Raw genomic sequence first — 25,382 nt, 5'->3', positions numbered from 1 at the left:
CGCGCGGCCTTGCTATCATGCTCGCGACACCCGTCGAACGCTCCACCGAGAGGACTTCCCGATGACCGACAGCGGACGCATGGCCGAGGCCTTCTTTCGCGACCGCTACAACATCGATGGGACCGTGGCCGCTGACCTGATCGGCGTCGCGATGAGCCGGGGCGGCGACCACGCGGAGTTGTATTTCGAGCACCGCCAGGGCTCGAACATCACGTTCGAGCAGCAGCACGTGAAGACGGCGAGCCGCACGACCACGCAGGGCGTCGGCGTGCGCGTGTTGCAGGGCGACGCCATCGGCTATGCGTACAGCGAGGACCTGAGCCGCGAGTCGATGCGCCGCGCCGCCGACACGGCCGCACGCATTGCATCGCGCGGCGACAAGGCAGAGCCGGTCGATGTGATGCACTACGAGTCGGCCAACTTCTACACGCCCGAAGCGGGTACGCTCAGCGTCCCTGCCTCCGACAAGGTCGACCTGATCCGCCGCGCCGATGACGCTGCGCGCGCCTACGACGCGAGCATCGCGCGGGTCGATGTCAACTTCATCGACGAGTTGAAGCACGTGATGATCGTGACCGCCGGCGGCCGCATGGCGGGCGACGTGCAGCCGCTCGTGCGCTTCAACGTGTCGTGCCTCTCCGAGCGGGAAGGCAACCGTCAGAACGCGCGCTGGGGCGGCGGTGGCCGCATGGGCATGTCGTACTTCGAGACGCACACGCCGGAGATGCTCGCGCGGGAAGCGGCGCGCCAGGCGACGGTGCTGCAATCCGCCATCGACGCGCCGGCGGGCACATTTCCGGTCGTGTTGGCCGGCGGCGACAGCGGCATCCTGCTGCACGAGGCGATCGGTCACGGACTGGAGGCGGACTTCAACCGCAAGCGCACGAGCAACTACACGGATCAGGTCGGCAACGTCGTCGCGTCCGAGTTGTGCACTGTCGTCGACGACGGCACGATCAAGGACAGCCGAGGCTCCATCAATATCGATGACGAAGGCAACCTGCCCGGCTACAACGTGCTTATCGAAGATGGCGTGCTCAAGGGCTACATCCAGGATCACATGAGCACGAAGCACTTCAAGGTCGAACCGACGGGCAACGGCCGCCGGCAGTCGTTCAAGCACTATCCCATGCCGCGCATGACGAACACCTACATGCTGGCGGGACAGTCGGCGCCGGAGGACATCATCCGCTCCGTCGAGCGCGGCATCTATTGCGTCGCGTTCAACGGCGGCCAGGTGAACATCAGCAACGGCGACTTCGTGTTCAGCGTCACCGAGGGGTACATGATCGAGGGCGGCAAGGTCACCGCGCCGATCCGGAACGTGAACCTCATCGGCAACGGGCCGGACGTGTTACGCAAGGTGACCGCAGTCGGCAGCGACTTCGCGCTGAGCGATGGTCGCTGGACCTGCGGCAAGGACGGTCAGTCCGTCCCCGTCGGCGTCGGCATCCCGACGGTGTTGATCAGTGGAATGACGGTCGGTGGAACAGCCATAGGCTAGCCGGCCGGAAATTGGCGGAGTGGAAAGGATTCAATCGTGAAGAAGCTCCTTATCCTCGTGGTCGTACTCGCGGTGGCGGGTTTCGCGTTCTCGAAGCTCAGCGGGCGCAACTCAGAGCTGTAGAGGGCCGGAGCCCAGGAGTCATGTAAAGCAAAGCGAAGCAGCTCTCGCCCTGGCCGAAGTGCCCGCATGACGAGAGAGATCTTCGCCGCGGCTCAGGATGACGTGTACACACATCAGCGTTCTTCCTCGACGTTGCCGAACTGACCGACAGACTGAGGGACTGATCGACCAGGCATGAACGAAGACCTGCGCTCCGTCGCGAGCGACATCGTCGAGAAGGCGCGCGCGCGCGGCGCCGACGAGGCCGACGCCTATATCCGAAGCGGCGTCGAGTCGTCGGTCAGCGTCCGCATGGGCGAGCTGGAGAAGCTGATCGAAGCGGGATCGCGCTCGGTTTCGATCCGCGTCATCAAGGACAAGCGGACGGCGGTCTGCAACACGTCGGACCTGACGCCGAAAGCGCTCGACGAACTCGTGCAGACCGCCGTCGAGCTGGCGAAGATCAGCGAGCCGGACGAGTTCGCCGGCCTGCCCGACAAGGCAGACCTTGCGTCCGACGTCGACATCGCGCTGCAGCTTTATGACGAGCGTATTGAGTCGCTAACTGTCGAGGAAATGAAGGACATCGTCCTGCGCGCGGAGCAGGCGGCATTCGACTTCGACAAGCGGATCAACAACTCGGAGGGCGCGGACTTCGGCGCCGAGCGCGGGCTCGTCGTGCTGGCGAACAGCCTGGGATTCGCCGGCAGCTTTCCGTACACCGCCGCCAGCTTCAGCGTGCAGGTCATGGCCGACGACGAAGACGGCAAGAAGCGCAACGACTACTGGTACAGCGCCGAACGCCTCATCCATCGGCTGTCGTCGCCCGAGGAAGTGGGACGCCGCGCCGCCGCTCGCGCAGTGCGCAAGATCGGCGCCCGCAAGGTCAGCACGCGCGAGGTGCCGGTCGTGTGGGATCCGGTCACCGCGGCGGGGCTGGCCGGCGTCGTGTCGAACGCGGCGAGCGGCGAAGCGCTGTTCAAGCGATCGACGTTTCTCGCCGACCGCGAGGGCGAAGCGATCGCATCGCCGCTGCTGAACGTCGTGTCCGACGCGCGGCTGCCGGCACAACTCGGCTCGCGCCCGTTCGACGGCGAAGGCGTGGCGACGCGTCGCAACCAGCTCGTCACGGACGGCGTCTTTCAGCACTTCCTGTTCGACAGCTATTACGCGCGCCGTCTCGGCCGCAAGACGACGGGGAGCGCCGTGCGCTCCGGCGACGCGATCTCGATCGGCGGCGGCAACCTGGTGCTCGAAGCGGGCGCGACGGCGCCGGAGGAGATCATCGGCTCCGTGCAGGACGGGCTGTACCTGACGACGCTCATGGGCTTCGGCATCAACGTGACGACGGGGGACTTCTCGCGCGGGGCCGCCGGCATCTGGATCGAAAACGGCGAGTTGACCTATCCCGTCACCGAAATCAACGTCTCGGGCAATCTGAAGGACATGCTGCGCGACATCGAGGCGGTCGGCTCCGACCTGACGTGGCTCGCCGGCACCGCGGCGCCGACGATCAAGATGGCGCGTCTCACCGTGAGCGGACTCTGACAGCCGGTTCGGTGAACGTACGTTCCGCCACTCCTGATGACGCCGCAGCGATCACCGAAGTCGATGTGATGAGCTGGCGCGCCGCGTATCGCGGGCTCATGCCGGACGCATACCTCGACGCCCTGTCCGTCGAGGAAAAGGCGGCGCAATGGGCGCGGAGCCTGGCGCGTGAACGGCCGCGGAACAAGCGCACGCTGGTGGCTGAAGACGAAGACGCGCTCGTCGGCTATGCAACCATCGGCCCCGACGGCGAGTCGGGCAGCGGCCTCCTCTACCTGATGTACGTCACGCCCGCGTACTGGCGCCGCGGTGTCGGAAGCGCGCTGATGGCGCCGACGTGCGACGCATTCAGGCAGGATGGATACCGCATGGCCGTCCTGTGGGTGCTTCGTCGCAATGAACGCGCGCGCGCGTTCTACGAGCGCGCCTGCTGGCAGATTGACGATGCCGCGACGCAGATCAATGACTATGGCGGGACGAAGCTCACGGCGGTGCGGTACACGCTGGCGTTGTAAGGCTGGTCGCTGGTCGCTGGTCGCTGGTCGCTGGTCGCTGGTCGCTGGTCGCTGGGGGAGTATCGACGACGGTTTCGCGGGCTGAAAGCCCGCGCCACAGATCTGGGCGTTCGCGGGCTGAAAGCCCGCGCCACGGGGTGGCGCGCGGGCTCGTTGATGCGACGCTCAGGGCAGCCGCTCCACCACCTCATCGATGATGCGGTCGCGCACGCCGGCTGAGTTGTCGATGGTGGTGTGATTGACCGGCTTGCTCGCGCCGCCGTCCTCGCCGTGCTCTGGCGCCTGTTCGCCGCTCGCGTCCCAGTTTTCGACGTTCGGGGCATCGAATGACGCACCTGTGGCGTCGGAATCATTCGTCTCGAAGATGTTGAACACCGGCACACTCTGCGGGCGCGACTGCGTGTCGCCCATGTAGAGGCCTTCGATGCGGTCATTGGAGACGACGAGCAGGATCCGGTTGCCGTACGCCTCTTCGAGGCGCGACGCCACCACGTCCGTGGTTATGGCGCCGTGGCTATGGCCCAGCAGGACGGCTTGAGCGCACGGGTATTGATCGAGCACAGTCTGGAGGCTGTGCGCGATCCACGTCTCCATGCCCGAGTTGAGCTGCGCGTCAATGCCGGGCAGTCCAGGTCCGGCGATGAGCGCGAGCGTCTGGTAGTCGCGCTCGTCGAGTTCGTCGATGAGCGCGTTGGTCATCCAGCGCACGCCGGCCGCATTCTCAGCGTTCCGCAGGTCGACGACGCCACCCGCCACCCCTACGATGACGATCGCCCTGGCGCCATCATCGCACGTGATCGCGGGGACGGTGTCACTCGCGACGAGGTATTCGAGCGGCGCATCGCCACAGGCAGCGGGGTCTGATCCAGGCGCGACCTGCAGATCGACATCGAGGAACGCGGCGTCGGCGTCATCGACGGTGCCGTCGGCGTTGAAGTCAATGCCATCCCCGTCGGATTCCGCGCCTCCCGCGAGCGGTTGGCCAAAGTCCTCGGCGCTCAGTGCGAGGTCCTGATTCGAGTCGAGGCACGGCACGTGTACTGCGGCGACGGCCTCGTCGACGGACAGGTTGCCGTGGTCGAGTTGCTTCTCTGCGCTCTCGCCACAGCCCATCATGAGCGCGCCAGCGATCGCCAACGCGCCCGTTACTATGGCCAACTTGTGTGCGAACATGACGACCCTCCTATCCGAAGTCTTTCCGGCTTCGGAGAGCGCTTCCGCCACGTCCTGGCCCGCGTCCGCTGCGAACGTGTATCGAACGTTGGAATTGACGGCGAATGGCCGCGATCGAGGGCATTGTCCGGGCTTGCAAACGCAGCCGAACGACGCCAGCAGGGTGCGTTCCCTCAGGATTTCTCGTGGCCGGGGCCGATATCAGAGGTAGACGCGCTTCGGTCCGCCCGCCCGGACCGCAGCGCCGTCGCCGCTCCGCGAGAGGGACCGTGATGCGACGCTTCGACTTCGCGACGGCGTTCTGGTTCCGGGTGCCGCTCAAGGTGCTGGTGCTCTGCGTGACCGTGTTCGCCTTCCTGTCGCTCGTGCCCGCGCTGATGGACGGCGACGCGGATGACGTACAGCGGGCGATCTTCGGGTTCACGGTCGTCGCCATGTTCGCGGCGATCGCCAGCACGTTCGCCGTCGCGATCAACGACAGTTTCGTGGAGATCGAAGGCGAGGTGGTGTACGTCCGGTTCGAAGCGTTCTTCAACATGGAGTTCCCGCTCAACGACGTAGTGAGCGCGCGACTGATCGATCCGCGACCGCGCTGGCGGTATCGCTTCGGGTTATCGACGAACTTCGCGGACCGCATATCGTGCAGCCACGGCGGTCGTCTCATCGAAGTGACGCTGGCACGTCCGTGGCGCACGCGGCTCTGGCCGCGGTACATCGACGTCACCCGTGTCTGGCTCGCGGTGACCGACCCGGATGCGCTGCTCTCGACGCTGCGCGGTCGCTCCGCACAATCGCCGGGAGCGCTTTACCGGGCACAGAGGGCGGCGTAGCACCCCTGATATGCTGTAGGCCGGATGGTTGCTCAGCGTGCCTAACGTGACCCGGCGCAGCATCAGCCTCGGCGCGGCCGCGGTGTTCGGCGTGGCGCTCGCGACGCTGTTGCTGATCGCGCTGTTTCCGGTCTTCCCGCGCCAACTCAACATCCGCACCGACGACATCGCTTCGCGGACGGTGCGCGCTCCGAAGACGGTCTCGTTCGTCAGTGAATTCCTGACGGAGCAGCGGCGTGAGGAAGCGGCGACGGCCGTCCAGCCTTCGCGGGTCTTCGACCCGGGAGTGCGCACGGCTCAGGTGAACGCCTACGATCAGTTGACCGCCCAAGTGACGCAGATCCGCGCGCTCACGGACGAGACGCGCAAACGTGATTCGTTGGCAGGGCTCGGGCTTTCGCCGCGCAGCGTCGATGCGGTGATCGCGCTGCCGGACGAGCGCTGGCAGCAGGTCGCCGCCGAGGGACGCCGCGTGCTGGGCGAAGAACTGAACGTCTCGCTGGATGAATCTGCGGCGACGCAGGCAAAAGACACCGTAGATTCGCGCATCAGCGTCGACTTCTTTGCCGATGAGGCGCTGCTGACGGCGGAACTCGTGCGGCCGCTCGTCGCGACGACGCTCGCCGTGGACGATGAGCAGACGGCGCGGGCGCGGGAGTCGGCGCGGGCCGCGGTCCCCGCCGAACGCGTGAACGTCGAGGACGGTGACGTGATCGTCGCGACCGGCACGCGGGTCGATGAAGTGGCGATCGAGAAACTGCGCGCGACGGGCCTGCTTTCGAGCACGGTCGAGTGGCGCAACGTGTTCGCGGTGGCGATCGTGTCGAGCATCGCGGCGTTCATCGTGGCCGGCTACATCTTCGTCATGCAGCCGGGCGGGATCACATCCGAGCGCCACATGATCGCGCTGGCGCTGGTGATGATGGTGCCGCTGATGGTGGCGAAGTTTTACCTGCCGCTGGTGATCCCCGACGACGACCGGCACTTCCTGGCGTACATCCTGCCCGTTGCGGCGTCTCCTATTCTGATCGCGGCGTTGCTGGAGACGGATGTCGCCGTCGTCGTTTCGGCGATCATCGGCGCGCTGGTGGCGTTCGTCAGCGCGTTAATCCCCGACGTGTCGCTCATCACCACCGTCGGCGCCCTCGATACGTTCCGCATCCTCGCGGTGTACGGGCTTGCACCGATGGCAGGCGTCTACTTGGTACACCGCGCCGAGCGCCTGAACCGCTATCTCAGCGCAGGCATCGCCGTCGCCGGCGTGTCGTACCTGGCGCTGCTCGCGACGTGGTTCACGGATACCGACCGCGAGGCCATGGACCTCGCGTGGATGGCGCTCTCGGCAAGCGTCGGGGGTGTGAGCGCCGGGATCCTCGGCGCGGGCGCGTTCGTGACCGTAGGCGTGCTGTTCGGCGTGACGACGCGTGTGCAGCTGATGGAGCTGTCACAGCTCAACGCACCGTTGCTGCGGCGCCTGCAAGACGAGGCGCCGGGCACGTTCCACCACAGCGTGATCGTCGGCAACCTGGCGGAGCGGGCGGCGGACCTCGTGGGTGCAGACCCGTTGCTGGCGCGCGTCGGGTGCTATTACCACGACATCGGCAAGGTGCTGCAACCTGGCATGTACATCGAGAACCAGATGGGCGGCGCCAGCCCACACGAAGAGATGACGCCGGAAGAGAGCGCCGCATCGATCCAGCAACACGTGGTGCGGGGGCTGGAGCTTGCGCGCCATGCACGGTTGCCGGCGCGCGTACAGGCGTTCATTCCGGAGCACCACGGCACGCGGCTCGTCACGTATTTCTATCGCACGGCGGCGGAGAAGGATCCTTCGATCGATCCGGCGCTGTTTCAGTATCCGGGGCCGCGTCCGCAGACGAAGGAGACGGCGATCGTCATGCTCGCCGACTCGACGGAAGCGCTGATCCGCAGCGCGTCGGAGCGTTCGCCGGAGCAGATCGACCGGATGGTGGAGGAGGTCATCGCCGAGCGTCTGTCCGAGGGCCAGCTCGATGACAGCGACCTGACGCTGCGCGACCTGCGCACGATCGCCGAGTCGTTCAAATCGACGATGCGCGCGGTCTACCATCCGCGCGTGCAATATCCGGAGCCGACGCCGATGGAAGAGCGACGCCGCATGCTGCGCATCCCGATGCGGTCGCCGGCGCCGCGGCCGCAACCGCCGGACGACCAGCGCCGTCGCCGGCGACGGCGATACGAGATCTAGCTGACGCCCCAAGGGACGGCCGACTCATGACCCAAGGAGATGAGGGCCCATGCGGCAGAAGACAGCAGTGCGGCGGCGGCGCCCACGTCGGGTCTCCCTGGCGATCACGTTCGGGGTTGGACGAATTGGCCCATGCTACCGGCGAAGACGTTCGAGGAGTAGTGCGACGACGGATGCAGGAGCGAGAACGCGCGCTGAAAGCCCGCGCTCCAAAAGAGAGCAGAGACGATCAGGGATTCGGGGCGTCGCGCCAGGCGGGGTACGAACCGAAGATCGTGAAGTAGGCGGCCTGCTCCTTCACGGCGGCGAGCGCCTGCGCGATCATCGGCTCATCACGGTGCCCCTCGATGTCGACGAGGAAAATGTAGACGCCGAGTTCTTCGCCGGACGGCCGTGACTCGATCTTGGTCATATTGATCGCGCGGTCGGAGAACTCATGCAACACGCTGACGAGCGTGCCAGGCCGGTCGTGGGCGACAGCGAAGGCGATGGACGTTTTGTCGTCGCCAGTCGGCGCGGCGCCCTCGGCGGCGAGCGCGATAAAGCGCGTCTTGTTCACGCGCGAGTCCTCGATACCGCGCTCGAGGATCTGGGCGCCATAGATGTCGGCGGCGCGGGCGGGGCCGATCGCCGCCGACTCCGGCGTCTTCATTGCGATTTCGACGGCGGCGGCGTTCGACAGCGCGGCTTCGGTGCGGGTTTCAGGAAAGTTCGCTTCGAGGTAATGGCGGCATTGTCCGAGTGATTGCGGGTGGGAGTAGATGACGCGGATCGTCGAGCGGTCGAGCCCGGGTTGCACCATGAGGCAGTGTTCAATCGGCAGCACGACCTCGGCGCAGACGGCGAGGCCGGCATCGTGGATGAGTTCGTCGACGGTATCGGTCACGGTGCCTTGCAGGCTGTTTTCGATCGGCACGACGCCGGCGTCGACATCGCGTGTCTGGACGGCGCGTGCGACGGCCGGAATCGTGGGCAACGGCACGAGTTCGACGTCCCGGTACAGGCGCAGCGCGGCCACTTCCGTGTTCGTACCGGCGGGTCCGAAGTAGGCGGCGCGGGCGACGCGTTTCACTAAAAGCTACGCGGCGGCGGCGGCGACATGAGCGCCTCTCGCAGCGCCTCCTCGCTTTCGTGGAGCGTGACGGCGACCACGGCATCGCCGGCGTGGATCACGGTCTCGCCGCTGGGAAGCTTGGGCTGGCCGTCTTCGCCGACGACCAGCGCGATCATCGACTGATACGGCAGCATCACTTCGCGAATGGCGCGATTGGCGACGCGCGAGTCCACCGGGATGCGGATCTCGACGATCTCGAGGCCGCTGCCCTTGAGCTTCAGAAGGGGAATGAGCTGGTGGGTGGGGAGCTCCGGCTCGATGTGCGCCATGATCGCGGAGGTAGCGCTGACCGTAATATCGACTTCCAACTTCTGGAAGAGTTCCTCGTTGATCGGATTGTTGATGCGTGCCACGGTGCGCGGCACGTTGAACCGTTGCTTGGCGACCTGGCAGGCAACGAGGTTGTCCTCGTCATCGCCGGTGACGGCGAGGAACATATCGGCGCGGCCGGTGCCGGCTTTCTCGAGGACGGTGGCTTCGCAACCGTCGCCCTCCATCACGATGTCGCCGAGTTCGTCCTGGATCGCCTCGGCGGTCTGGGGGTCCATTTCGATCACGAGTACTTCGTGATTGGCCTCGACGAGTTCCTTGGCGAGATGGAAACCGACCTTACCGCCGCCGATGAGGATGATGTAGAGCTTCTTTTCGACCACGGATCAGTCGCCGTCCTTTTCGATGAACTCGCGAGCGATGTTGATGGATTCTTCGTCGGAGGGCGCCTCGATGATGCGCTTGAGGCGCTTCGCCTGGACGCGGGTGGGGTTGATGGTGCGCACGCCCATGTAGCGGTACATCTCCTCGCGCAGGGGGTCGAAGACGCGGCTCGCGACGACCTTGACGCCGAAGATGTGCCGTGCCATCTGCGCGGCCATGACGTTGCGGTTGTCACCGCGCGTCGCGCTGACGAAGACGTCGGACTTTTCGACACCGATCTTGCGCAGCGTGTCGATGTCGATGCCGCTGCCGACGTAGGTCGATCCGGAGAAGTCGTCCGGGAGGAAGCGGAAGGCGCTGGAGTCGGTATCGAGCACCAGCACATCGTTGCCTTCGCGGTCGAGGTCCACGGCGAGCGCGGCGCCGACGCGGCCGCAGCCCATGATCACGACTTTCATATCAGCAGGCAGTGTACAGGCTCATTCTCGTACGGGGTGACGCCAGAGCCAGACGCTGCAGGGAGCGGCGCGCAGTACATATTGTGTCAAGCGACCCATCTGGTACTCACCGAGCGGCGCCTTGTGTTCCGAGCCCATGAGAATCAGGTCGACGGCGCGCTCCATGGCCTCATCGACGATGGCATGGCCCGCCTCGCGGGCCTGCAGCAATTCGCCATCGATGCGGAAGTCGGCCTCGGCCGCGGCGCGCTCGGCGCGTGTGAGGACATCCTCGCCGGCGGCGGCCTCGTCGGTGAGTTCGGCATCGAGTGGCAGGGACCGCTTCACCTCGATGACGTGGACGGCGTAGACCTTGCCCTTGTTGCGCTTGGCGATCGAGCAGGCGAGCAGGACCGCATCGAGGCTAGCAGGGGAACCGTCGACCGGAACGAGGATCGAGCGGACGCCGGCGGTGGGATCAGATCCAGCCAACTCATACTCCGTGGGGCCGCTCCGAGCGGCGATTCCGGCGGCGTCCCGCCATTATAGGAACGCCCGAATCTAGCGGCAACAAGGTTTGAATCTGGCAGACGCCAAACTGCAAGCCGGAAAAGCTCTTACTCGGCGTTAACTCAGACGCACGCGCCGCCGACACCTTGACAGGAGATCATCGCGTCCCCGGCGCGAGGGAGGTCCGTTCTTGCCGTCGGAGAAGCACGACCGAGCGTATTTTCAGTCGCGCCTGCGCGAGGAACTGGAACGCGCGCGCCGCTACGAGCGTGCGTTCTCGATGCTCGTCTTCGAGGCGGTGCCGGCGACGGACGGCATCCCGATGCGGAAGAAGCTCGAGTTCGCGCTGGACACGATCGCGTTACAGCTTCGAGCGTCTGATGTGGTTGCGCGCATCTTCGAGGATACGGTCGCCGCTCTGCTTGTCGAGACGGATGAGCAGGGCGCGCATGACGCGTTGTTCCGCATCCGCAACCGGCTGACGGTGGAAGCCGGCCGCTGGCAGGTGGCGACGTTTTGTTTCCCGCGCGACCGAGCGGACATCGAGAACAGCTCGCTGCTGGCGGCAGCTTAGAAGCCGCTCAGGCGGGCTTCCAGCTTGTGCCGTCGGGCGAGTCTTCAAGCACGATATCAAGCTCGGCGAGGCCTTCGCGCACGCGGTCGGCGAGCTGAAACTGTTTTGCCGCGCGCAACTCGTTGCGAATTTGCACGAGCAGGTCGACGAACGGCGCAGCCTCGATGCTGCGCTCACTCTGTTCGAGCCGCATGCCGAGCACATCGGCCAGTTCGAGCAGGGCGCCCTGGGCGGTCGCGACGCCCTTGCCTTCGTCTCGCGCCCGGTTGATTTCCTTCGCCAGGTCGAATAGCACGGCCAGGGCCTGCGGCGTGTTCAGATCGTCGTCCATCGCATCGATGAAGCGCTGACGAAAGGCAGCGATCTCGATGGCGCCCTCGCCGTCGAACGAGGGTGTACGCGCGGCGGTTTGCAGCCGGTCCGCGCCGTGTTTCGCCGCGTCGAGCGTGTCTTCCGAGAATGTAAGCGGTTTGCGGTAGTGCGACGTAAGGGTCCAGAGCCGCAGGGCATCGGCGCCGACCTTGTCGAGCGCATCGCGGATGGTGACGAAGTTACCGAGCGACTTGCTCATTTTCTCGTCGCCCATCTTCACCCAGGCGTTGTGCAACCAGTAGCGGACAAAGGGCGGGTTATCGGTGTACGCCTCCGTCTGGGCGATCTCGTTCTCGTGGTGGGGGAAGATCAGGTCTTCGCCGCCGCCGTGGATATCGATCTGCGGACCGAGGTACTTCAGCGACATGGCGGAGCATTCGATGTGCCAGCCAGGACGGCCTCTGCCCCACGGACTGTCCCATGAAGGCTCGCCCGCCTTGGCGCCCTTCCACAACGCGAAGTCCGCCGGGTTCTCCTTTTGCTCCCCGGGCTCGATGCGGGCGCCGGCGAGCAGCGAATCCTGGGTGCGATGCGCGAGCTTGCCGTAGTCGCTCTTCGCCGAGACGCGATAGTAGACGTCCGACCACTCGCTCTGCGGTGACGACGCCTCGTAGGCAAAACCCTTGTCGATGAGGCCCTTGATGATCTCGATCATCTCGGGGACTTCACGGGTGGCGTACGGGTAGGCGTCAGGCGGGACGATGTTGAGGTCGCGCATGTCATCGAGGTAGGCGTTCACGAACTTTTCGACGAGGGCGTCGGTGCTCATGTCGCGACGGTTGGCGCGCTCGATGATGCGGTCGTCGATGTCCGTGAAGTTCTGGACGTGCTTAACCTTGTAGCCACGCCAGACGAGGTAGCGCTTGAGCACGTCGAACACGACGTAGCTCATGGCGTGGCCGATATGCGAGACGTCGTAGGGGGTGACGCCGCAGACGTACAGCGACACGACATCGCCCTGCGGTGTGAAGTCTTCGAGCTGACGGGTGAGCGTGTTCGTGAAGCGGATCAACCGCCGATCGCCTCCCGGCTCGGAAGCGACTCACCATCGCCTTCATCGGCGTCCGGGGCGCCCTCGCGCAGCTTGTGGAGGTGCATGGGTTCGTTCGCGGCGCCGGTCGTCGCATTGACCGCGGCGGCGCCGAGCGTGTCGAGTTTGTCCTGAAGCGCGCGGAGGCGTCGGTCCATGCGTTCGATGTGACGTTCGAGCGCGTCGATGCGGTCCCACTCGGGGTCCGGAAGCTTCACCGTCGTCTCGCTGCCCGGATCGTGAAACGCGACGACGTGACCGGGCACGCCGACCACCGTCGCGTTCGGCGGCACGTTCGTGACGACGACGGAACCGGCGCCAATGCGGGCGTTGTCCCCGACCTCGACGGCGCCGATGAGCTTTGCGCCGGCGCCGACGGTGACACGGCTCCCGAGCGTCGGGTGGCGCTTGGTGCGGTGCGTGCTGGTACCGCCGAGCGTGACGCCCTGCAGAAGGTGACAGTCGTCGCCGATTTCGGCCGTCTCACCGATCACGACGCCCATGCCGTGGTCGATAAAGAGTCCCTCGCCGATCGTGGCGCCGGGATGAATCTCGATACCGGTGGCGAAGCGGCTGAAGTTGGAGATGACGCGGGGCAAGACAGGCACGCGCCGTGCGTGGAGCGTGTGGGCCAGGCGGTGCATCTGGCGGGCGTGGAAGCCAGGATAGGCCAGGATCACCTCGAGGGTGCCTTTGGCGGCCGGGTCGCGCTCCCGGATGGCATCGATGTCTCTTCGGATCGACTTGAGAACAGACATGAGGACGGTGTCCTACTGCTACGTACCGATGGTGGTTGTCGGCGCGGAGAGGGGCGCCCGCTAGGCGGACAACCCCGAGGGACAACTGCAGTGCGCCCCGCAGAGGGACCGGGCGCTCGCCCATCGAACGTAGGAGTCGGTCATGTTGCACTCACCTGGCGGCCGTGAAGGCTCGCAGATCGTTATGGTCTACTCTAACAGCACCACCGCGGAAGCGGCAACGCCCTCCCCTTCGCCCGTGAATCCCATGCCATCGGCGGTCGTGCCCTTCACGCTCACGTCTGTTATGTCAATTTGGAGCGCCTGCGCGATCGTGCGCCGCATGACCATCACCTGCGGCGCCACTTTCGGCGCCTCCGCGATGACCGTGGCATCGACGTTGGCGATCCTAAAGCCGGCTTCCCGCACGCGGGTCCGGGCGCGGAGGAGCAGATCAAGGCTGTTGGCGTCCTTCCAGCGGTCATCCGACGAGGGGAACATCGCGCCGATGTCACCCAGCGCCGCCGCGCCGAGCAGCGCATCGATGATGGCGTGCAGCAGCACGTCGCCGTCTGAATGGCCGGCGAGGCCGCGTTCGTACGGCACTTCGACGCCGCCGAGCATGAGTTTGCGCCCCTCGACGAAGCGGTGCGCGTCGAAGCCCTGGCCGATCCTCATGCCGCGATTGTATCTGCGGCGCGATCACTGGCGCGAAGGGCCGCGGCGGCGTCCGGTATGATGCCGGCGGTCATGGAAGACTTTGAGGCGTACGGGCAGCTCAGAGACCGCCCCCGAGCCATCCCCCCCACGCGCGGCGCAAAACAGCGCGGCCCCGCCCCGGCGGAAGCGCCACCGGAAGTCGCCGCACCCTCGCGCAAGAAGCGCTCGCACTGGCTGCGGACCGCCGCATTGGTGTTCTTCGGCTATCTGTTCATTGCGGTGCTGACGGCGGTCCAGCCGCTGCCGGTGCCGTTCACCGGACTGCGCGTCTCGGCGCCGATCCCCGGCGGCGCGCCGCTGATCTTCGGATTGCCGAACCGTCCCTTCACGGTCGTCGTGATCGGCCTTGACCGGCGCCCCGGGACGGAGGGGCCAAGCCGGACGGACACCGTGCTGCTGCTGCGCATCGACCCGCGCGATCATGAAGCCGCGTTTCTGAGCATCCCGCGAGACGCCCTGATGCAGGTGCCCGTGGAGGGCGGCTATGCGCAGGACAGGATCAATACGGCGTTCGTCTACAACTGGTCGGCGGACGACGAAAGCGCGGCGCCACGCGCCGTCATGGAAACGATCGAGCACAACCTGGGCATCGAGGTCGATCACTACGTGATCTTCGATCAGTACAGTGCGAAGGACCTGATCGACGCGATGGGGGGCGTGACCATCGACAATCCGCAGGAGTTTGGCCAGGACAATTACTCGGACGACGACGTTAACGTCATCCCGCAGTTCTTCCCTGAAGGCAAGCTGAAGCTGAACGGCTACGAGGCGGTCGCCTATGGCCGGATCCGCGAGGGTTCAAGTGACTTCGAACGTATCGAACGCCAGCAGCGGGTGGGGTCGGCGCTGATCGACAGTGCTTCGTCGCCGCTGTCGATCTTTCGCCTGCCGGGGGCGTACGGAGCATTTCGAAAGACCGTCAAGACCGACATGAGCACGCGGCAGTCGGCGGGCGTGCTATCGCTGCTCAAGCGCGTGCCCGACGACAAGCTCACCACCAAATCGCTGGCCGAGGCGGCGGTCTCGTGCGGCTCGTGCGAGGCTTCGATCCAACTGCTGGATCCCGTGAAGGTGCAGGCGATCATCACGGAAGCGTTTGGAGACAGCGAGGCGGGCGCACTGGCGGCGGAGATGCTGGTCGCTGCGGGCGTCACGCCATGAGGGAACACGTGGAAGACAGCACCACCGTCGACTTTCTGATCCTGGCGGATGCCGCGCAGGTGCAAGGGGACAAGCTCTACCTGCTCGGCGGCGGCTGGTCGCTGATCTGGGCGAAAGACTTTCCCGTGCAGCACCAGTTGGCGGTGGCGGCGGCGATCCTGGTGCCGTGGATGGACACGAATCACAAGCACCAGTTCCGCATCCGGCTGCGGGGCGAGGACGGTGCGAGCTTCGGCGACATCGGCGGCGAGTTCGAACAGGGGCGGCCGCCCGGACTGCCGCCCGGTTCCACGCAGCGCGTACTGATCTCGATGAACATGGCGATCAAGCTCGAAAAGCCGGTCGAGGCGGTGGCGGAGTTGTGGCTCGACGACAAGCTCGCGAAGTCGGTGCCGTTTCGCGTCATAAAGCGGCCGTCGCGCTAAGAGCGTTCTTGCGCCTGATCGATAAATGCGGCGAACAAGCGTCGCATCAGGGGAGCGAACGCCGGTTTGTGCTCCTCGAGACGTTCCGGGTGCCACTGTACGGCGACGACCCAGCGGTGCGCTTCGCTCTCCATGCCCTCGACGAGGTTCCGGCCGTGATCTTCCGCCCAGGCGACCGGGCGCAGTCCGCTCGCGAGCACGTCGCGCGTCACGGCCTGGTGGTGACGTGAGTTGATCTCGAGTGATGTGGCACTCAGCACGGACGCGAGCCGGGCGCCTTCCTGGACGCGCAAATCGTGCCACCGCGACGGATAGCCCTCGGTGCGGTAGTCCGCGCGATGCTCGCCGCTATCGATGTGCTGCAGCAGTTGTCCGCCGAAGCCCACGTTGAGGAGCTGGTGGCCGCGGCAGATCGCGAGCACGGCAATATCGCGCTTGAGCGCTGATTCCAGGTATGCCAGCTCCATGCGGTCGCGCTCAGGGGCGGTCTCGCGCACTTTTTCGTGGCGCGCGGCGGCGCCGTAGGTCGCCGGGTCGACATCGATGCCGCCGGTGAGCATGAGCGCGTCGATCAGGGGCGACAGCTCGTCGACGCGAGAGGCGGCTGACTCATCGAGGTCGACGACTTCGGCACCGGACTCGGTGAGCCGATCCCAGTAGCGGTCGACGGCTTCGCCGGGGACGTCTTCCCATCGCGTGACGCCGATACGTGGCTTCTTCATGCGCTGAGCGTAACGTCCGCGCAGCGGCGTGGAAACCGGGCAGGTCAGCGTGCGGCGTGCGAGCGATCCCTACTCGTCGAAGTCGGAGTCGTCGGAATCTTCTTCGCGGGATGCGTCGAAGAGGCTGACGTCGCGCGGAGCTTCGGTGGTCTCCTCTTCGCTGTCGTCCCAGTCCTCGGTTTCATCGCCGGCGTCGTCATCGTCCTCGGCGTCTGTGCGCACCATGCTCTCGCGAATGTGGGGACGAATGACATCACCGGCCTTGCCGGCCGGGAAGGAGAGCCTGCCCACCTGCGTGGGGTGCTGGAAGGTCTCCTTGATGATCACGCGCACGTTGTCGGGCGTGACGCCGGCCACGGCTGCGGCGTACTTGTTGCCGCCGTCCATGAGCTTGGTCAGGCGCAACGCAAGCTTCGGTTCGACATCGCTGACGTAGTCGCCGGCCATGGTCTCCACGGTGAGGCGGTTGCCAACGGGCTTCAGCGCGACTTCATCGCCGGCCGAAAGCGTCGTGAGCAGCTTCATGCTTTGCGGCCGGAGTGACGTGACGCCCGTCTTGCCCATCTCTTCGATGAAGAGGCTGGTGTCGACCTGCTGGGCCTTGTCGGGCTCGGTCTTCCCCTTCATCTGCGACAGGCGATCGAGGTTCTTCTTCGCGATGGCGTTCGAAGGGTCGAGTTCCAGCGCGCGCTGGTAGGCCTCGCGCGCTTCCTTGATCTTGCCGGTCTCCGTGAGCGCCTTGCCGAGCCGGTTGAAGGCACCCTGCTCGTCAGGGAATGACGCGATGATCGTCCTGTTCGTGGCAATGGCGTCTTCCCAGCGGCTCTGCATGGCGAACTCGATCGCCTGCTTGGCGAGCTGTTGCCGGCGGTTGCGCGCCTTGTCCTGCGTCTGGTTGGTCATGGGTCCTCGGGGGAGTATCGGGTGCTGAGATTCACGAGAGTCTAGTGCCTACCCTTGAGCAGCACAAGCAGATTTGCGGTACCGCCACACGACGCCCGAAACACTGGTGCGCGGCGTACATGCTGGTACCGACAATACGCACTATCGGCAGCGGCGGTTCCTCGCCGAAAGCCTCGCAACCCCCTATATTCGGTGCGTGGATACCAGCGACGCTTCTGTCAGCGAGACCATCGTCCGGGGGATTGTCGTCGGCGCGTTCCAGGAAAACTGCTGGGTGATCGGCAACCGGCGCACGGGTGAGGCGATCTGCGTCGATCCGGGCGATGAGCCCGCCGAGATCCTGGCGATGGCGAAGGACATGGGCGTCGCGATCAAGTACATCGCGAACTCGCACGCGCACATCGACCACATCCTGGGTGTCGGCGCGATCCGCGATACGACCGGCGCGAAGTTCCTGCTCCACGCCGCCGACCTGGACCTGGCGCGCAACACGGCCAACTCGGCGCGTAGCTGGATGGGTGTCGACATTCCGAACCCGCCGGACCCGGACGCCTTCCTCGACGACGGCGACGATATAGACATCGACGGGCTGAAGCTAAGCGTGCTCCATACGCCGGGCCACACGCGCGGCAGCGTCTGCTTCTACGCCAACGGCGTGTTGTTTGCGGGGGACACGCTGTTCGCCGGGTCGATCGGGCGCACCGACTTGCCGGGCGGCGATTACGACGAGGAGATGGCGAGCATCGTCGAGCGCCTGCTGGTGTTGCCGGACCACACGATCGTGCTGCCCGGGCACATGGACCAAACGACGATCGGGCACGAGCGCCAGCGCAATCCGTACGTCCGGATGGAACTTGCGAAGCGGGCCGGTGGCTGATCGACGTTTCTTGCTTCTCATCCTCGCGGCCGTCTGCATCCTCGGGTGCGTCGCGTGTAATGGCGGCGGCGACGATGAACCGCCGCGCACGACGCTGACAATATTCGCCGCCTCGTCGTTGACGGAGGCGTTCGAGGACGCGGCGACGGAGTTCATGGCGCGCCGCACCGACATCGACGTGCGCTTCAACTTCGCGGGCAGCCCGACGCTTCGCACGCAACTCGATCAAGACGCAGCGGCGGACGTGTACGCAGCGGCGGACGTCGAGAACATGCAGGCGGCGCTGGCCGCCGGGCTCGTGTTGCCCGACGCACGCACGTTTGCTCGTAATGCGCTGACGGTCATCGTGCCGGCGGATAACCCCGGCAACGTGCATTTGCTGTCGGACCTCGGGAAGCAATCGCTGCGCATCGTCATGGCGGCCCCGGAAGTGCCGGCTGGCCGTTACACGCTCAAGGTGCTGGACAAGATCGCCGAAGACGATGGCTTCGTGCCCGGGCTGCGCGAGATGGTGCTGGCGAACGTGGTCTCGCAGGAGCCGAACGTGAAGTCCGTGGTCGCCAAGGTGCAACTCGGCGAAGCGGACGCCGGCATCGTCTACGTGTCCGACGTGACGCCCGAGATCGACGACGACGTGGACAGCGTCGAGATCCCGCTCGATTACAATATCGAAGCGGCGTATCCGGTGGCGATCACAAGCAATGCCGCGGAGCCGGAAGCAGCGCAGGCGTTCATCGACTTCCTGCTCTCCGATGAAGGCCAGGACATCTTCGAGGTGCGGGGCTTCGAGCGAGCTTCATGAACGCGACATCACGAACCAGGCAGTTGCGGCCGGGCATCACATCGCGGATCGGGCTGGATTGGGCGTTCGGCGCTCCAGCTCTACTGGCGCTCCTGTTCTTTTCCGTGCCCATGGTCGCACTTGCTTGGCGCGCGATATCGAGCGGCGAGCTGAGCGAGAACGTCACCTCGGAGCTTGTGCTTGATTCGCTGCGCTTGAGCGCGATCACCAGCACGGTCACGCTGCTCGTCGCGATCATGGTGGGGACGCCGCTCGCGTATTTGCTCGCGCGGCGGCAGTTTCGCGGCAAGATCGTCATCGACATGCTGCTCGACCTGCCGATCGTGCTGCCACCAACCGTCGCCGGCGTCGCGCTTCTGGTGACGCTCGGGCGCCGCGGCGTCATCGGCGATTCGCTCGATGCGTCAGGCGTGCAGATCGCGTTCACGACGGTCGCGGTCGTGCTGGCCCAACTGTTCGTCTCGGCGCCGTTCTACATTCGCACCGTGAAAGCCGGGTTCGAGGCGGTCGAGCCGGTGTACGAGGGAGTTGCATCGACGCTGGGCGCATCGCCGTTGCGGACGTTCTGGCGCGTGACGCTGCCGCTGGCGTGGCCATCGATCGTGGCGGGCGCCATCCTCTGCTGGGCACGCGCGCTGAGTGAACTCGGCGCGACGCTGATCTTCGCGGGAAACCTGCAAGGACGCACGCAGACCATGCCGCTGGCGATCATCAGCGCATTCGAATCCGGCCGTTCGATCGACGTGCCGATCGCGCTGTCGGTGATCCTCGTGGCGGCGGCGGCGGTCCTGTTGCTGATGCTGCGCATCCTCGCGCGCGGCGCCCCGGCGAGCATGTAGCGATGTTTCGCATCGACATCGAGCAGCGCGTAGGCGACTTTCACCTGCGGCCGGCGTTCGAAGCGCGGGGCGAGTTCGTGGTGCTCTTCGGGCCGTCGGGGTCGGGGAAGTCGCTGACGTTGCAGGCGGTCGCAGGGCTGTTGACACCGGAGCGAGGACGCATCGAGTTGCCGGGCGGACTCGTCGCATTCGATGCTTCGACGAAGATCAACGTGCCACCGCAGCAGCGCAACATCGGGTACGTGGTGCAGGAACTGGCGCTGTTTCCGCACATGAGCGCGCGGCAGAACATCGAGTTCGGCGTGGCGCACTGGACGAAGCAGCGGAGGCGAGCGCGGGCGGACCGGCTGATCGCGATGCTGGACCTGGAGGGATTGGCGGACCGCCGTCCGCGCGCGATGTCCGGTGGCCAGCAGCAGCGAGTGGCGCTGGCGCGCGCGCTGGCGGCGGAGCCATCGTTGCTGCTGCTCGACGAGCCGTTCTCCGCACTCGAAGCGCCGCTGCGTTCCGTGCTTCGGCGCGAATTGGCGACGCTTCGCAAGCGGCTGGACCTGACGGCGCTGCTGGTGACGCACGACCTCAACGAGGCCTACGGACTAGCTGACAGCATCGCGGTCTACGACGACGGCATGGTGCTGCAGCACGGCACGCGAGATGCGATCTTTCGCCGCCCGTCGTCGCGACGCGTGGCGGAACTGGTCGAGGTGCGCAACATCATCCCCGGCGCGATCGGCGCGTACGCGGAGGGCGTCGCCGTGGTACGGACACCATGGTTCACTGCCCGCGTACACGATGCGGAGGCACCGGTGCGCGGCGACGTTTACCTGTGCATCCGGCCGGAACACATCATCGTGCTGCGCGAGGGCCACGAAGCGCATGACCCGCTCGACGTCGTACTCGATGCTGAGATCATCGACGAGACGGCGACGGCGAACACGCATCGCCTGTACATGCGCACGGACGTGACGGGCGCCGAGATCGGAGAGCCATACGTGTTCGAGGTCGACGTGCCGGCGCATCCGTACGAGGTACTCGGCATTTCATCGAAACGCGAATGGCGCATCGCGCTGACGAGCGACCATCTGACGTTGATCAGCCGGGATGGTGCATCAGGAGGGTAACGCATTCGGCGTCACATCACTGCTCGGAGGGCAGTCCGTCATCGTCGGCGCCGATTTCGACAAGGCCCGTGCCTTCGACTTCGGCCTTCAGGTTCGCAAGTCCTTCGATGAGCGCCACCTCGAACCCCTGGTCGCGCATGCCAAACGTGATGGTCTTGAAGAACGCGTACTTCCATCCGTACGGCGTCACGGTCCCGACGACTTCGGTGTAATCGTCGCGCGCGTGCAAGCAATATGTCAGCCAGCATGAGACGCCGCCAATTGTCACGCGCAGATCGATCGATCGCGGCGGGTCGCGGTGCAGGACGGCGAACGTATCGCCCTGGTGCTGATCGGCTTCCTGCAGATCGCGCTCGATCGCCGCGTAGATCTCCGCCGGCGACGCGTTGATCGCGAACGCTCTCTCTTTTGGCATCTTTACTACGGCTTTCAACGCGCGGTAGCGGCAAGGTCTGCCTCCAGAGATAATACGTGCGGCATCTGGGCTCGTCACACCGGCCCCGGGAAAGCGAGACTCATGCGGCACGTCTCCGCGTGGCTCGCCACGGCAGCCGTCATCATCATGACGGCGTGTGGCGGCGATGGCGCGATATCCTCCGAACCGACCGCCCCGGGCGATCCACCGCCCGCGGCTTCGATCTCGATCCCCGCCGGCGCGCCCCTCACGATCGGCGTCTCTGTCGCACTCAGCGGCGACCAGGTGAATCTGGGCACGGACATCGCGGATGCAGTGGAATTGGCGGTGCAAGACTTCGGCGGTGCGCTCAAATCACACCGTATCGCGGTCAAGCGCCTGGATGACCGATGCACCGACGCCGAGAAGGCCGTGGAGGTGGCGGAGGATCTCCTTGCCGACGACACGCTGATCGGCGTCATCGGGCCGATGTGCACGACCGGTGCGCAGGCGGCGAACGACGAATACGAGCGCGCCGGGATCGTGCACATGTCGCCGTCGGCGACGCGCGTCGATCTTTCAGAAAAAGGCGAGACGTACTTCTTCCGCACATCCTGGCGCGACGACGTGCAGGCGATGCTTCAGGCTTCGCACGCCACGGACGTGCTGCAGGCGAAGACCGCAGTCGTGATCGACGACGGCGACCCGTACGGCAAGGGCCTTGCGGATGCGTTTGCCGCGCGCTTCGAGGAGGCTGGCGGCCAGGTGCTCGCGCGCGAACGCGTCGCGCGCGGCGACGTGGACTTCGTGCCGCTGGCGCGGGAGATGGTTGCGGCGGCGCCCGATCTCGTCGTCTTCGAAGGCCTGAACCCTGAAGGCGCGCTGATCGTCAAGGCCCTGCGTGATGGCCAGTACACCGGCGCATTCATGGCGCCTGACGGACTGCTGAGCACGCGCGACTTCCTGGAAACGGCAGGCCCACCGGCCGAGGGCGCGATCATCACCGGCGGGCCGACGCCGGACGAGGCGTTCATCCTGCGCTTTGAAGAACGCTTCCAGCGCCGGCCAAGCACACCGTTCGTGCTGCAGTCACACGACGCCGTGACGGTGTTGCTGCGGGCGGTCGACGCGATCGCCGTGACCGAAGGACGCACGCTATCGATCGAGCGCGCCGCGCTCCTCGCTCAACTGCGCGGCATGGAGTACGACGGGCTCACGGGTCACATTTCGTTCGACGCCGTGGGCGACCGTCGCGGCGACAGCGCGACGGATGCGGGGTTGCGCATCTATCGCGTGACGGACGGGCGATTCGAGCCGATCCCGTAGCTAGGCGGCGCGGTCGTCCTCGAAGAGTTCGTCGAGGTCGCGCTCCAACGCCTCGTTCAGCGCGCGAATGATGCGCTCGCGCTCTTCGACGCTCGCGCTCAACTCGCGGGTGCGGTCATGCGATTCGTGCTCGCGCTCAGGCGGTGTTTCGTTGTTGATGTCCATGCCGGCATTGTCCCGATGGCGCGCGAACCAACGTATCAGTGTTCTCCCTGAATTCATGGCGATCCCGTGTATGCGCCGTTCCGGTGCCTGTAGTCCATAACGAGTGGCTCAGATCGGCTCACGACGGCTAAGGCCTCATGGCGGCTTCCCGCTTAGGACCGGCCTTGAGGCGATGCGTGGCTGCGCCACAGGCGGGTCTTACTCGACTGGCGGATCGGCTGGCTCTCGGTTTTTCCGGCTTTTTCCGGGCGTTTTACAATCCTGGCACACGCCGCGCCGGGTTTGGGGCGACGATATCCTCAGTCGCCGCGGACGCGCCGCGCCGATATATCTGGGGGGCCGTATGCCGTCATCCGGAACTATCGTCATCGTCGATGACGACGAGGGGATTCGCGAGCTCGCTTCCGTGTACTTGCGCAAGGAGGGCTTCGACGTGGTGTCCGCGTCCGATGGCCATGCCGCGCTCGCGCAGGTGGCGGACGAGAAGCCGAGCCTGGTGATCCTCGACCTGATGTTGCCGGGAATGAGCGGTTATGACGTATGCAGGGCGCTTCGGCAGGACAGCAATGTCCCGATCCTGATGCTGACGGCGCGCGATGAGGACGTGGACAAGATCGTCGGGCTTGAGTTGGGCGCCGACGACTACGTCACAAAGCCGTTCAATCCGCGTGAGTTGGTCGCTCGCGTCAAGGCGATCCTGCGTCGCGCGGAGGCCGGCGCCGTGACGCCCGATACTTCGATCATCCGCGCCGGTGCTCTTGCGATCGACCGTCAGCGACGCGAAGCGCGCGCCGGCGACGAAGAGCTGACGCTGCGCACGAAGGAGTTCGACCTGCTGGCCATGCTCGCGGAGCACGCCGGCATCGTGCTCACGCGCGAACAGTTGCTCGACCGCGTGTGGGGGTACAACTTCTACGGAGAGACGCGCACCGTCGACGTGCACGTGCAGCACGTGCGCGCCAAGATTGCAGGATCGGGCGTGAGCATCCGGACGGTACGCGGTGTGGGCTACAAACTGGTGCAGGAGCGCAGCGCGGCACCGGACATTGTTTAAGAGCGTCCTGAGCCGCCAGATCCTCGCGCTGATCATCATCGTCAGCGTGACGTTGCTGTCCGCCGGCGTCGCGCTGCTGGCGCGCCTGGGCAGTTATCGCGATGAACTGGCGACCGGGACGCTGCGGCAAGTGGCCGCGCCGATCTACTACAACCTGACCTTCTTCTCGCCGCGCTTCGGCGGGGCGGTGCCGGCGGGCCGCGAGCTACGAGCAGAGCTGGCGGCGTATCTCGAACTGCAGCATGACGAGACGGGTGTCATCGTGCTGCTTCTCGATGCGAATGGACGCGTGATCCCCGACAGCACGACGGACGAGCGCCTGCTCGATGAGCGGTTCGCCGTGCCGCAGGCGCCGGCGCGCGGCCCGGACTTTTCGCAGCTTCCCGAGAACAGCTACACGACGTCGGAGGGCGAACGGCTGGTACACGTGACGGTGCCGATGCCACGCCTGGTGCGCGCTCAGGATGCCGGCATCCACGGTATTGTCGTTGCGCTTCCAGAGTCCGACCGCCGCGACGTGTGGGCGGACCTGCTGCCGCGGCTGATCTTCGCGGGGATCATCGGCGTGCTTGCGGGGTCAGCCGTCGCAGCGCTGCTGTGGGGATCGCTCTTTCGCACGCTGCGTAAAGCCACGGGCGCCATCCAGGCCGTCGCGGCCGGGGACTACGGCCAACGGGTGCCGGAGACCGGGCCATCCGAGATCAAAGCGCTGGCACGCGGCGTCAACCGCATGGCCGACTCCGTGGAGACGTCACAGCGCACGCTGCGAGAGTTCCTGGCGAATGTCTCGCACGAGCTGAAAACGCCGCTTACTTCGATCCGGGGCTTCTCGCAGGCGTTGCAGGATGGCACGCTCGACACGCCGGAGGAGCGGGCGCGCGCGGCACGGGTGATCGACGTGGAGTCGCGACGAGTGCTGCTGCTCGTGACGGAGCTGATGGACCTCTCGCGCATCGAGTCCGGCCAGCAACAGTTGGACATCGCGCCCATCGACGCGGCAGAACTGATGACGCACGTCGGCGACGTCTTCTCGATGCGCGCGGAGGAGGCCGGCATCACGCTCGACGTGCAGGCCGCGGGGCCGCGGACGCTGCGTGCGGACTTCGACCGCGTCGAACAAGTGCTCAGCAATCTCATCGACAATGCGCTCCGCCACACACCACGCGGCGGCCGCATCGAGTTACGCGTCGAAGACGGCGAGACGGGGTACGTGGAATGCGTGGTGCGTGACGACGGCAAGGGCATCGCCGCCGAGGACCTGCCGCACATATTCGACCGATTCTATCGCCGTGCGCTCGGCGAGCCGGAGACGCCGGGGGCCGGCCTGGGGCTGGCGATATCGCGCGGGATCGTGCGCGCGCACGGCGGCGAGATCCATGCTTCGGCGCGCAGCGGCGGTGGCACGGAGTTCCGATTCACGCTGCCGGCGGAGCCGTCCGCAGCGCCGGCGCGCGAGCCCGCGCCACCGGATGCCCTGCCCCGGACGGAGGACGGCCTGCAACCATCGTAACTGGCCCGGCACTGATTCGATATGCAGGCGGCGTTT

27 protein-coding genes are annotated in these 25,382 nt (G+C 65.9%); 15 read left to right on the top strand and 12 right to left on the bottom strand.

Annotated elements, in window-relative coordinates:
- Positions 1–61: 61 nt before the first annotated feature.
- From WEB52_12705 to WEB52_12695, 3 genes are all read left to right on the top strand, one after another.
- Positions 62–1,504 carry a metallopeptidase TldD-related protein gene (locus WEB52_12705; protein MEX2227298.1) on the top strand — a complete coding sequence of 481 codons (1,443 nt, stop codon included), beginning with the start codon at positions 62–64 and terminating at the stop codon, positions 1,502–1,504.
- Positions 1,505–1,801: 297 nt separating this feature from the next.
- Entirely contained in the window at positions 1,802–3,154 is a 1,353-nt protein-coding gene (locus WEB52_12700) for a TldD/PmbA family protein (protein ID MEX2227297.1), read from the top strand.
- An 11-nt stretch (positions 3,155–3,165) separates the two neighbouring features.
- Positions 3,166–3,669, top strand: a complete 504-nt coding sequence (locus WEB52_12695; protein MEX2227296.1) for a GNAT family N-acetyltransferase — start codon at positions 3,166–3,168, stop codon at positions 3,667–3,669.
- 165 nt (positions 3,670–3,834) lie between these two features.
- On the opposite strand, the gene WEB52_12690 is transcribed toward WEB52_12695, so the two are convergent.
- Positions 3,835–4,842: a hypothetical protein gene (locus WEB52_12690; protein MEX2227295.1), complete on the bottom strand. Its 1,008-nt coding sequence runs from the start codon at positions 4,840–4,842 to the stop codon at positions 3,835–3,837.
- 272 nt (positions 4,843–5,114) lie between these two features.
- Here WEB52_12690 and WEB52_12685 point away from each other — a divergent pair, with 272 nt between their 5' ends.
- Together WEB52_12685 and WEB52_12680 are read left to right on the top strand one after the other, a co-directional pair.
- Positions 5,115–5,672 carry a hypothetical protein gene (locus tag WEB52_12685; GenBank protein MEX2227294.1) on the top strand — a complete coding sequence of 186 codons (558 nt, stop codon included), beginning with the start codon at positions 5,115–5,117 and terminating at the stop codon, positions 5,670–5,672.
- Between the two features lie 37 nt (positions 5,673–5,709).
- The gene (locus WEB52_12680; GenBank protein MEX2227293.1) at positions 5,710–7,899 is read left to right on the top strand and encodes an HDIG domain-containing metalloprotein; all 2,190 of its coding nucleotides are present in this window, start codon (positions 5,710–5,712) and stop codon (positions 7,897–7,899) included.
- Positions 7,900–8,128: 229 nt separating this feature from the next.
- Here the strand turns inward: WEB52_12680 and pheA are convergent, their stop codons facing one another.
- The 4 genes from pheA to WEB52_12660 are packed head-to-tail and all read right to left on the bottom strand — an operon-like array spanning position 8,129 to position 10,596.
- Entirely contained in the window at positions 8,129–8,971 is an 843-nt protein-coding gene (pheA, locus tag WEB52_12675; GenBank protein MEX2227292.1) for a prephenate dehydratase, read from the bottom strand.
- Positions 8,971–9,666, bottom strand: coding sequence for a TrkA family potassium uptake protein (locus tag WEB52_12670; protein MEX2227291.1), 696 nt, complete (start codon positions 9,664–9,666; stop codon positions 8,971–8,973). The genes pheA and WEB52_12670 overlap by 1 nt, the downstream gene beginning before the upstream one ends.
- A 3-nt stretch (positions 9,667–9,669) precedes the next feature.
- Positions 9,670–10,125, bottom strand: coding sequence for a TrkA family potassium uptake protein (locus WEB52_12665; protein MEX2227290.1), 456 nt, complete (start codon positions 10,123–10,125; stop codon positions 9,670–9,672).
- Positions 10,126–10,146: 21 nt separating this feature from the next.
- Positions 10,147–10,596, bottom strand: a complete 450-nt coding sequence (locus WEB52_12660; GenBank protein MEX2227289.1) for a universal stress protein — start codon at positions 10,594–10,596, stop codon at positions 10,147–10,149.
- Between the two features lie 208 nt (positions 10,597–10,804).
- Here WEB52_12660 and WEB52_12655 point away from each other — a divergent pair, with 208 nt between their 5' ends.
- Entirely contained in the window at positions 10,805–11,188 is a 384-nt protein-coding gene (locus tag WEB52_12655; GenBank protein MEX2227288.1) for a hypothetical protein, read from the top strand.
- 7 nt (positions 11,189–11,195) lie between these two features.
- On the opposite strand, the gene cysS is transcribed toward WEB52_12655, so the two are convergent.
- The 3 genes from cysS to ispF all read right to left on the bottom strand — a co-directional run bounded on the left by cysS (position 11,196) and on the right by ispF (position 14,005).
- Positions 11,196–12,569, bottom strand: a complete 1,374-nt coding sequence (cysS, locus tag WEB52_12650; protein MEX2227287.1) for a cysteine--tRNA ligase — start codon at positions 12,567–12,569, stop codon at positions 11,196–11,198.
- On the bottom strand, positions 12,569–13,348 hold the full coding sequence (cysE, locus tag WEB52_12645) for a serine O-acetyltransferase (protein MEX2227286.1): 780 nt from the start codon (positions 13,346–13,348) through the stop codon (positions 12,569–12,571). Before cysE ends, cysS begins: the two co-directional genes overlap by 1 nt.
- A gap of 189 nt (positions 13,349–13,537) precedes the next feature.
- Positions 13,538–14,005 carry a 2-C-methyl-D-erythritol 2,4-cyclodiphosphate synthase gene (gene ispF, locus WEB52_12640; protein ID MEX2227285.1) on the bottom strand — a complete coding sequence of 156 codons (468 nt, stop codon included), beginning with the start codon at positions 14,003–14,005 and terminating at the stop codon, positions 13,538–13,540.
- 72 nt (positions 14,006–14,077) lie between these two features.
- Here ispF and WEB52_12635 point away from each other — a divergent pair, with 72 nt between their 5' ends.
- Both WEB52_12635 and WEB52_12630 read left to right on the top strand, forming a co-directional pair.
- Complete coding sequence (locus WEB52_12635) at positions 14,078–15,208, top strand: LCP family protein (GenBank protein MEX2227284.1); 1,131 nt, start codon at positions 14,078–14,080, stop codon at positions 15,206–15,208.
- An 8-nt stretch (positions 15,209–15,216) separates the two neighbouring features.
- Complete coding sequence (locus WEB52_12630; GenBank protein MEX2227283.1) at positions 15,217–15,633, top strand: hypothetical protein; 417 nt, start codon at positions 15,217–15,219, stop codon at positions 15,631–15,633.
- Here the strand turns inward: WEB52_12630 and WEB52_12625 are convergent.
- Both WEB52_12625 and WEB52_12620 read right to left on the bottom strand, forming a co-directional pair.
- Complete coding sequence (locus WEB52_12625) at positions 15,630–16,355, bottom strand: gamma-glutamyl-gamma-aminobutyrate hydrolase family protein (GenBank protein ID MEX2227282.1); 726 nt, start codon at positions 16,353–16,355, stop codon at positions 15,630–15,632. The genes WEB52_12630 and WEB52_12625 overlap by 4 nt on opposite strands.
- A gap of 69 nt (positions 16,356–16,424) precedes the next feature.
- Positions 16,425–17,258 (bottom strand): tetratricopeptide repeat protein, encoded by an 834-nt coding sequence (locus tag WEB52_12620; protein ID MEX2227281.1) that lies wholly within the window; start codon positions 17,256–17,258, stop codon positions 16,425–16,427.
- 196 nt (positions 17,259–17,454) lie between these two features.
- On the opposite strand from WEB52_12620, the gene WEB52_12615 reads away from it, so the two are divergent.
- Genes WEB52_12615 through WEB52_12600 form a run of 4 tightly spaced genes read left to right on the top strand, consistent with a single transcriptional unit; the run spans position 17,455 to position 20,897 of the window.
- Positions 17,455–18,135, top strand: a complete 681-nt coding sequence (locus WEB52_12615; GenBank protein ID MEX2227280.1) for an MBL fold metallo-hydrolase — start codon at positions 17,455–17,457, stop codon at positions 18,133–18,135.
- Entirely contained in the window at positions 18,128–18,937 is an 810-nt protein-coding gene (gene modA, locus WEB52_12610) for a molybdate ABC transporter substrate-binding protein (protein MEX2227279.1), read from the top strand. The genes WEB52_12615 and modA overlap by 8 nt, the downstream gene beginning before the upstream one ends.
- Positions 18,934–19,776 (top strand): ABC transporter permease, encoded by an 843-nt coding sequence (locus WEB52_12605; GenBank protein ID MEX2227278.1) that lies wholly within the window; start codon positions 18,934–18,936, stop codon positions 19,774–19,776. Before modA ends, WEB52_12605 begins: the two co-directional genes overlap by 4 nt.
- A gap of 2 nt (positions 19,777–19,778) precedes the next feature.
- Entirely contained in the window at positions 19,779–20,897 is a 1,119-nt protein-coding gene (locus WEB52_12600; protein MEX2227277.1) for an ABC transporter ATP-binding protein, read from the top strand.
- 16 nt (positions 20,898–20,913) lie between these two features.
- On the opposite strand, the gene WEB52_12595 is transcribed toward WEB52_12600, so the two are convergent.
- Positions 20,914–21,312 carry a hypothetical protein gene (locus tag WEB52_12595; GenBank protein MEX2227276.1) on the bottom strand — a complete coding sequence of 133 codons (399 nt, stop codon included), beginning with the start codon at positions 21,310–21,312 and terminating at the stop codon, positions 20,914–20,916.
- A gap of 102 nt (positions 21,313–21,414) precedes the next feature.
- Here WEB52_12595 and WEB52_12590 point away from each other — a divergent pair, with 102 nt between their 5' ends.
- The gene (locus WEB52_12590; protein MEX2227275.1) at positions 21,415–22,617 is read left to right on the top strand and encodes a branched-chain amino acid ABC transporter substrate-binding protein; all 1,203 of its coding nucleotides are present in this window, start codon (positions 21,415–21,417) and stop codon (positions 22,615–22,617) included.
- Here WEB52_12590 and WEB52_12585 read toward each other — a convergent pair whose 3' ends face one another.
- Positions 22,618–22,782, bottom strand: coding sequence for a hypothetical protein (locus WEB52_12585; GenBank protein ID MEX2227274.1), 165 nt, complete (start codon positions 22,780–22,782; stop codon positions 22,618–22,620).
- 343 nt (positions 22,783–23,125) lie between these two features.
- Between WEB52_12585 and WEB52_12580 the strand changes: the two genes are divergently transcribed.
- Both WEB52_12580 and WEB52_12575 read left to right on the top strand, forming a co-directional pair.
- The gene (locus WEB52_12580; protein ID MEX2227273.1) at positions 23,126–23,836 is read left to right on the top strand and encodes a response regulator transcription factor; all 711 of its coding nucleotides are present in this window, start codon (positions 23,126–23,128) and stop codon (positions 23,834–23,836) included.
- Positions 23,829–25,346: an ATP-binding protein gene (locus tag WEB52_12575; GenBank protein MEX2227272.1), complete on the top strand. Its 1,518-nt coding sequence runs from the start codon at positions 23,829–23,831 to the stop codon at positions 25,344–25,346. The genes WEB52_12580 and WEB52_12575 overlap by 8 nt, the downstream gene beginning before the upstream one ends.
- Positions 25,347–25,382 lie beyond the last annotated feature (36 nt).

Source organism: Dehalococcoidia bacterium (assembly GCA_040902535.1).
Lineage (GTDB): Bacteria > Chloroflexota > Dehalococcoidia > DSTF01 > JACRBR01 > JBBDXD01.
This window is presented reverse-complemented; position numbering and strand designations above follow the sequence as displayed.

Excerpts from the sequence above, each read along its gene's own strand:
- WEB52_12685 (MEX2227294.1), top strand. The coding sequence starts at position 5,115 with ATGCGACGCTTCGACTTCGCGACGGCGTTCTGGTTCCGGGTGCCGCTC.
- WEB52_12595 (MEX2227276.1), bottom strand. The coding sequence starts at position 21,312 with ATGCCAAAAGAGAGAGCGTTCGCGATCAACGCGTCGCCGGCGGAGATC.
- WEB52_12700 (MEX2227297.1), top strand. The coding sequence starts at position 1,802 with ATGAACGAAGACCTGCGCTCCGTCGCGAGCGACATCGTCGAGAAGGCG.
- WEB52_12590 (MEX2227275.1), top strand. The coding sequence starts at position 21,415 with ATGCGGCACGTCTCCGCGTGGCTCGCCACGGCAGCCGTCATCATCATG.
- cysE (MEX2227286.1), bottom strand. The coding sequence starts at position 13,348 with ATGTCTGTTCTCAAGTCGATCCGAAGAGACATCGATGCCATCCGGGAG.
- WEB52_12605 (MEX2227278.1), top strand. The coding sequence starts at position 18,934 with ATGAACGCGACATCACGAACCAGGCAGTTGCGGCCGGGCATCACATCG.
- WEB52_12585 (MEX2227274.1), bottom strand. The coding sequence starts at position 22,782 with ATGGACATCAACAACGAAACACCGCCTGAGCGCGAGCACGAATCGCAT.
- WEB52_12620 (MEX2227281.1), bottom strand. The coding sequence starts at position 17,258 with ATGACCAACCAGACGCAGGACAAGGCGCGCAACCGCCGGCAACAGCTC.
- WEB52_12600 (MEX2227277.1), top strand. The coding sequence starts at position 19,779 with ATGTTTCGCATCGACATCGAGCAGCGCGTAGGCGACTTTCACCTGCGG.
- WEB52_12635 (MEX2227284.1), top strand. The coding sequence starts at position 14,078 with ATGGAAGACTTTGAGGCGTACGGGCAGCTCAGAGACCGCCCCCGAGCC.
- WEB52_12690 (MEX2227295.1), bottom strand. The coding sequence starts at position 4,842 with ATGTTCGCACACAAGTTGGCCATAGTAACGGGCGCGTTGGCGATCGCT.
- WEB52_12705 (MEX2227298.1), top strand. The coding sequence starts at position 62 with ATGACCGACAGCGGACGCATGGCCGAGGCCTTCTTTCGCGACCGCTAC.
- WEB52_12580 (MEX2227273.1), top strand. The coding sequence starts at position 23,126 with ATGCCGTCATCCGGAACTATCGTCATCGTCGATGACGACGAGGGGATT.
- WEB52_12665 (MEX2227290.1), bottom strand. The coding sequence starts at position 10,125 with ATGAAAGTCGTGATCATGGGCTGCGGCCGCGTCGGCGCCGCGCTCGCC.
- WEB52_12625 (MEX2227282.1), bottom strand. The coding sequence starts at position 16,355 with ATGAAGAAGCCACGTATCGGCGTCACGCGATGGGAAGACGTCCCCGGC.
- ispF (MEX2227285.1), bottom strand. The coding sequence starts at position 14,005 with ATGAGGATCGGCCAGGGCTTCGACGCGCACCGCTTCGTCGAGGGGCGC.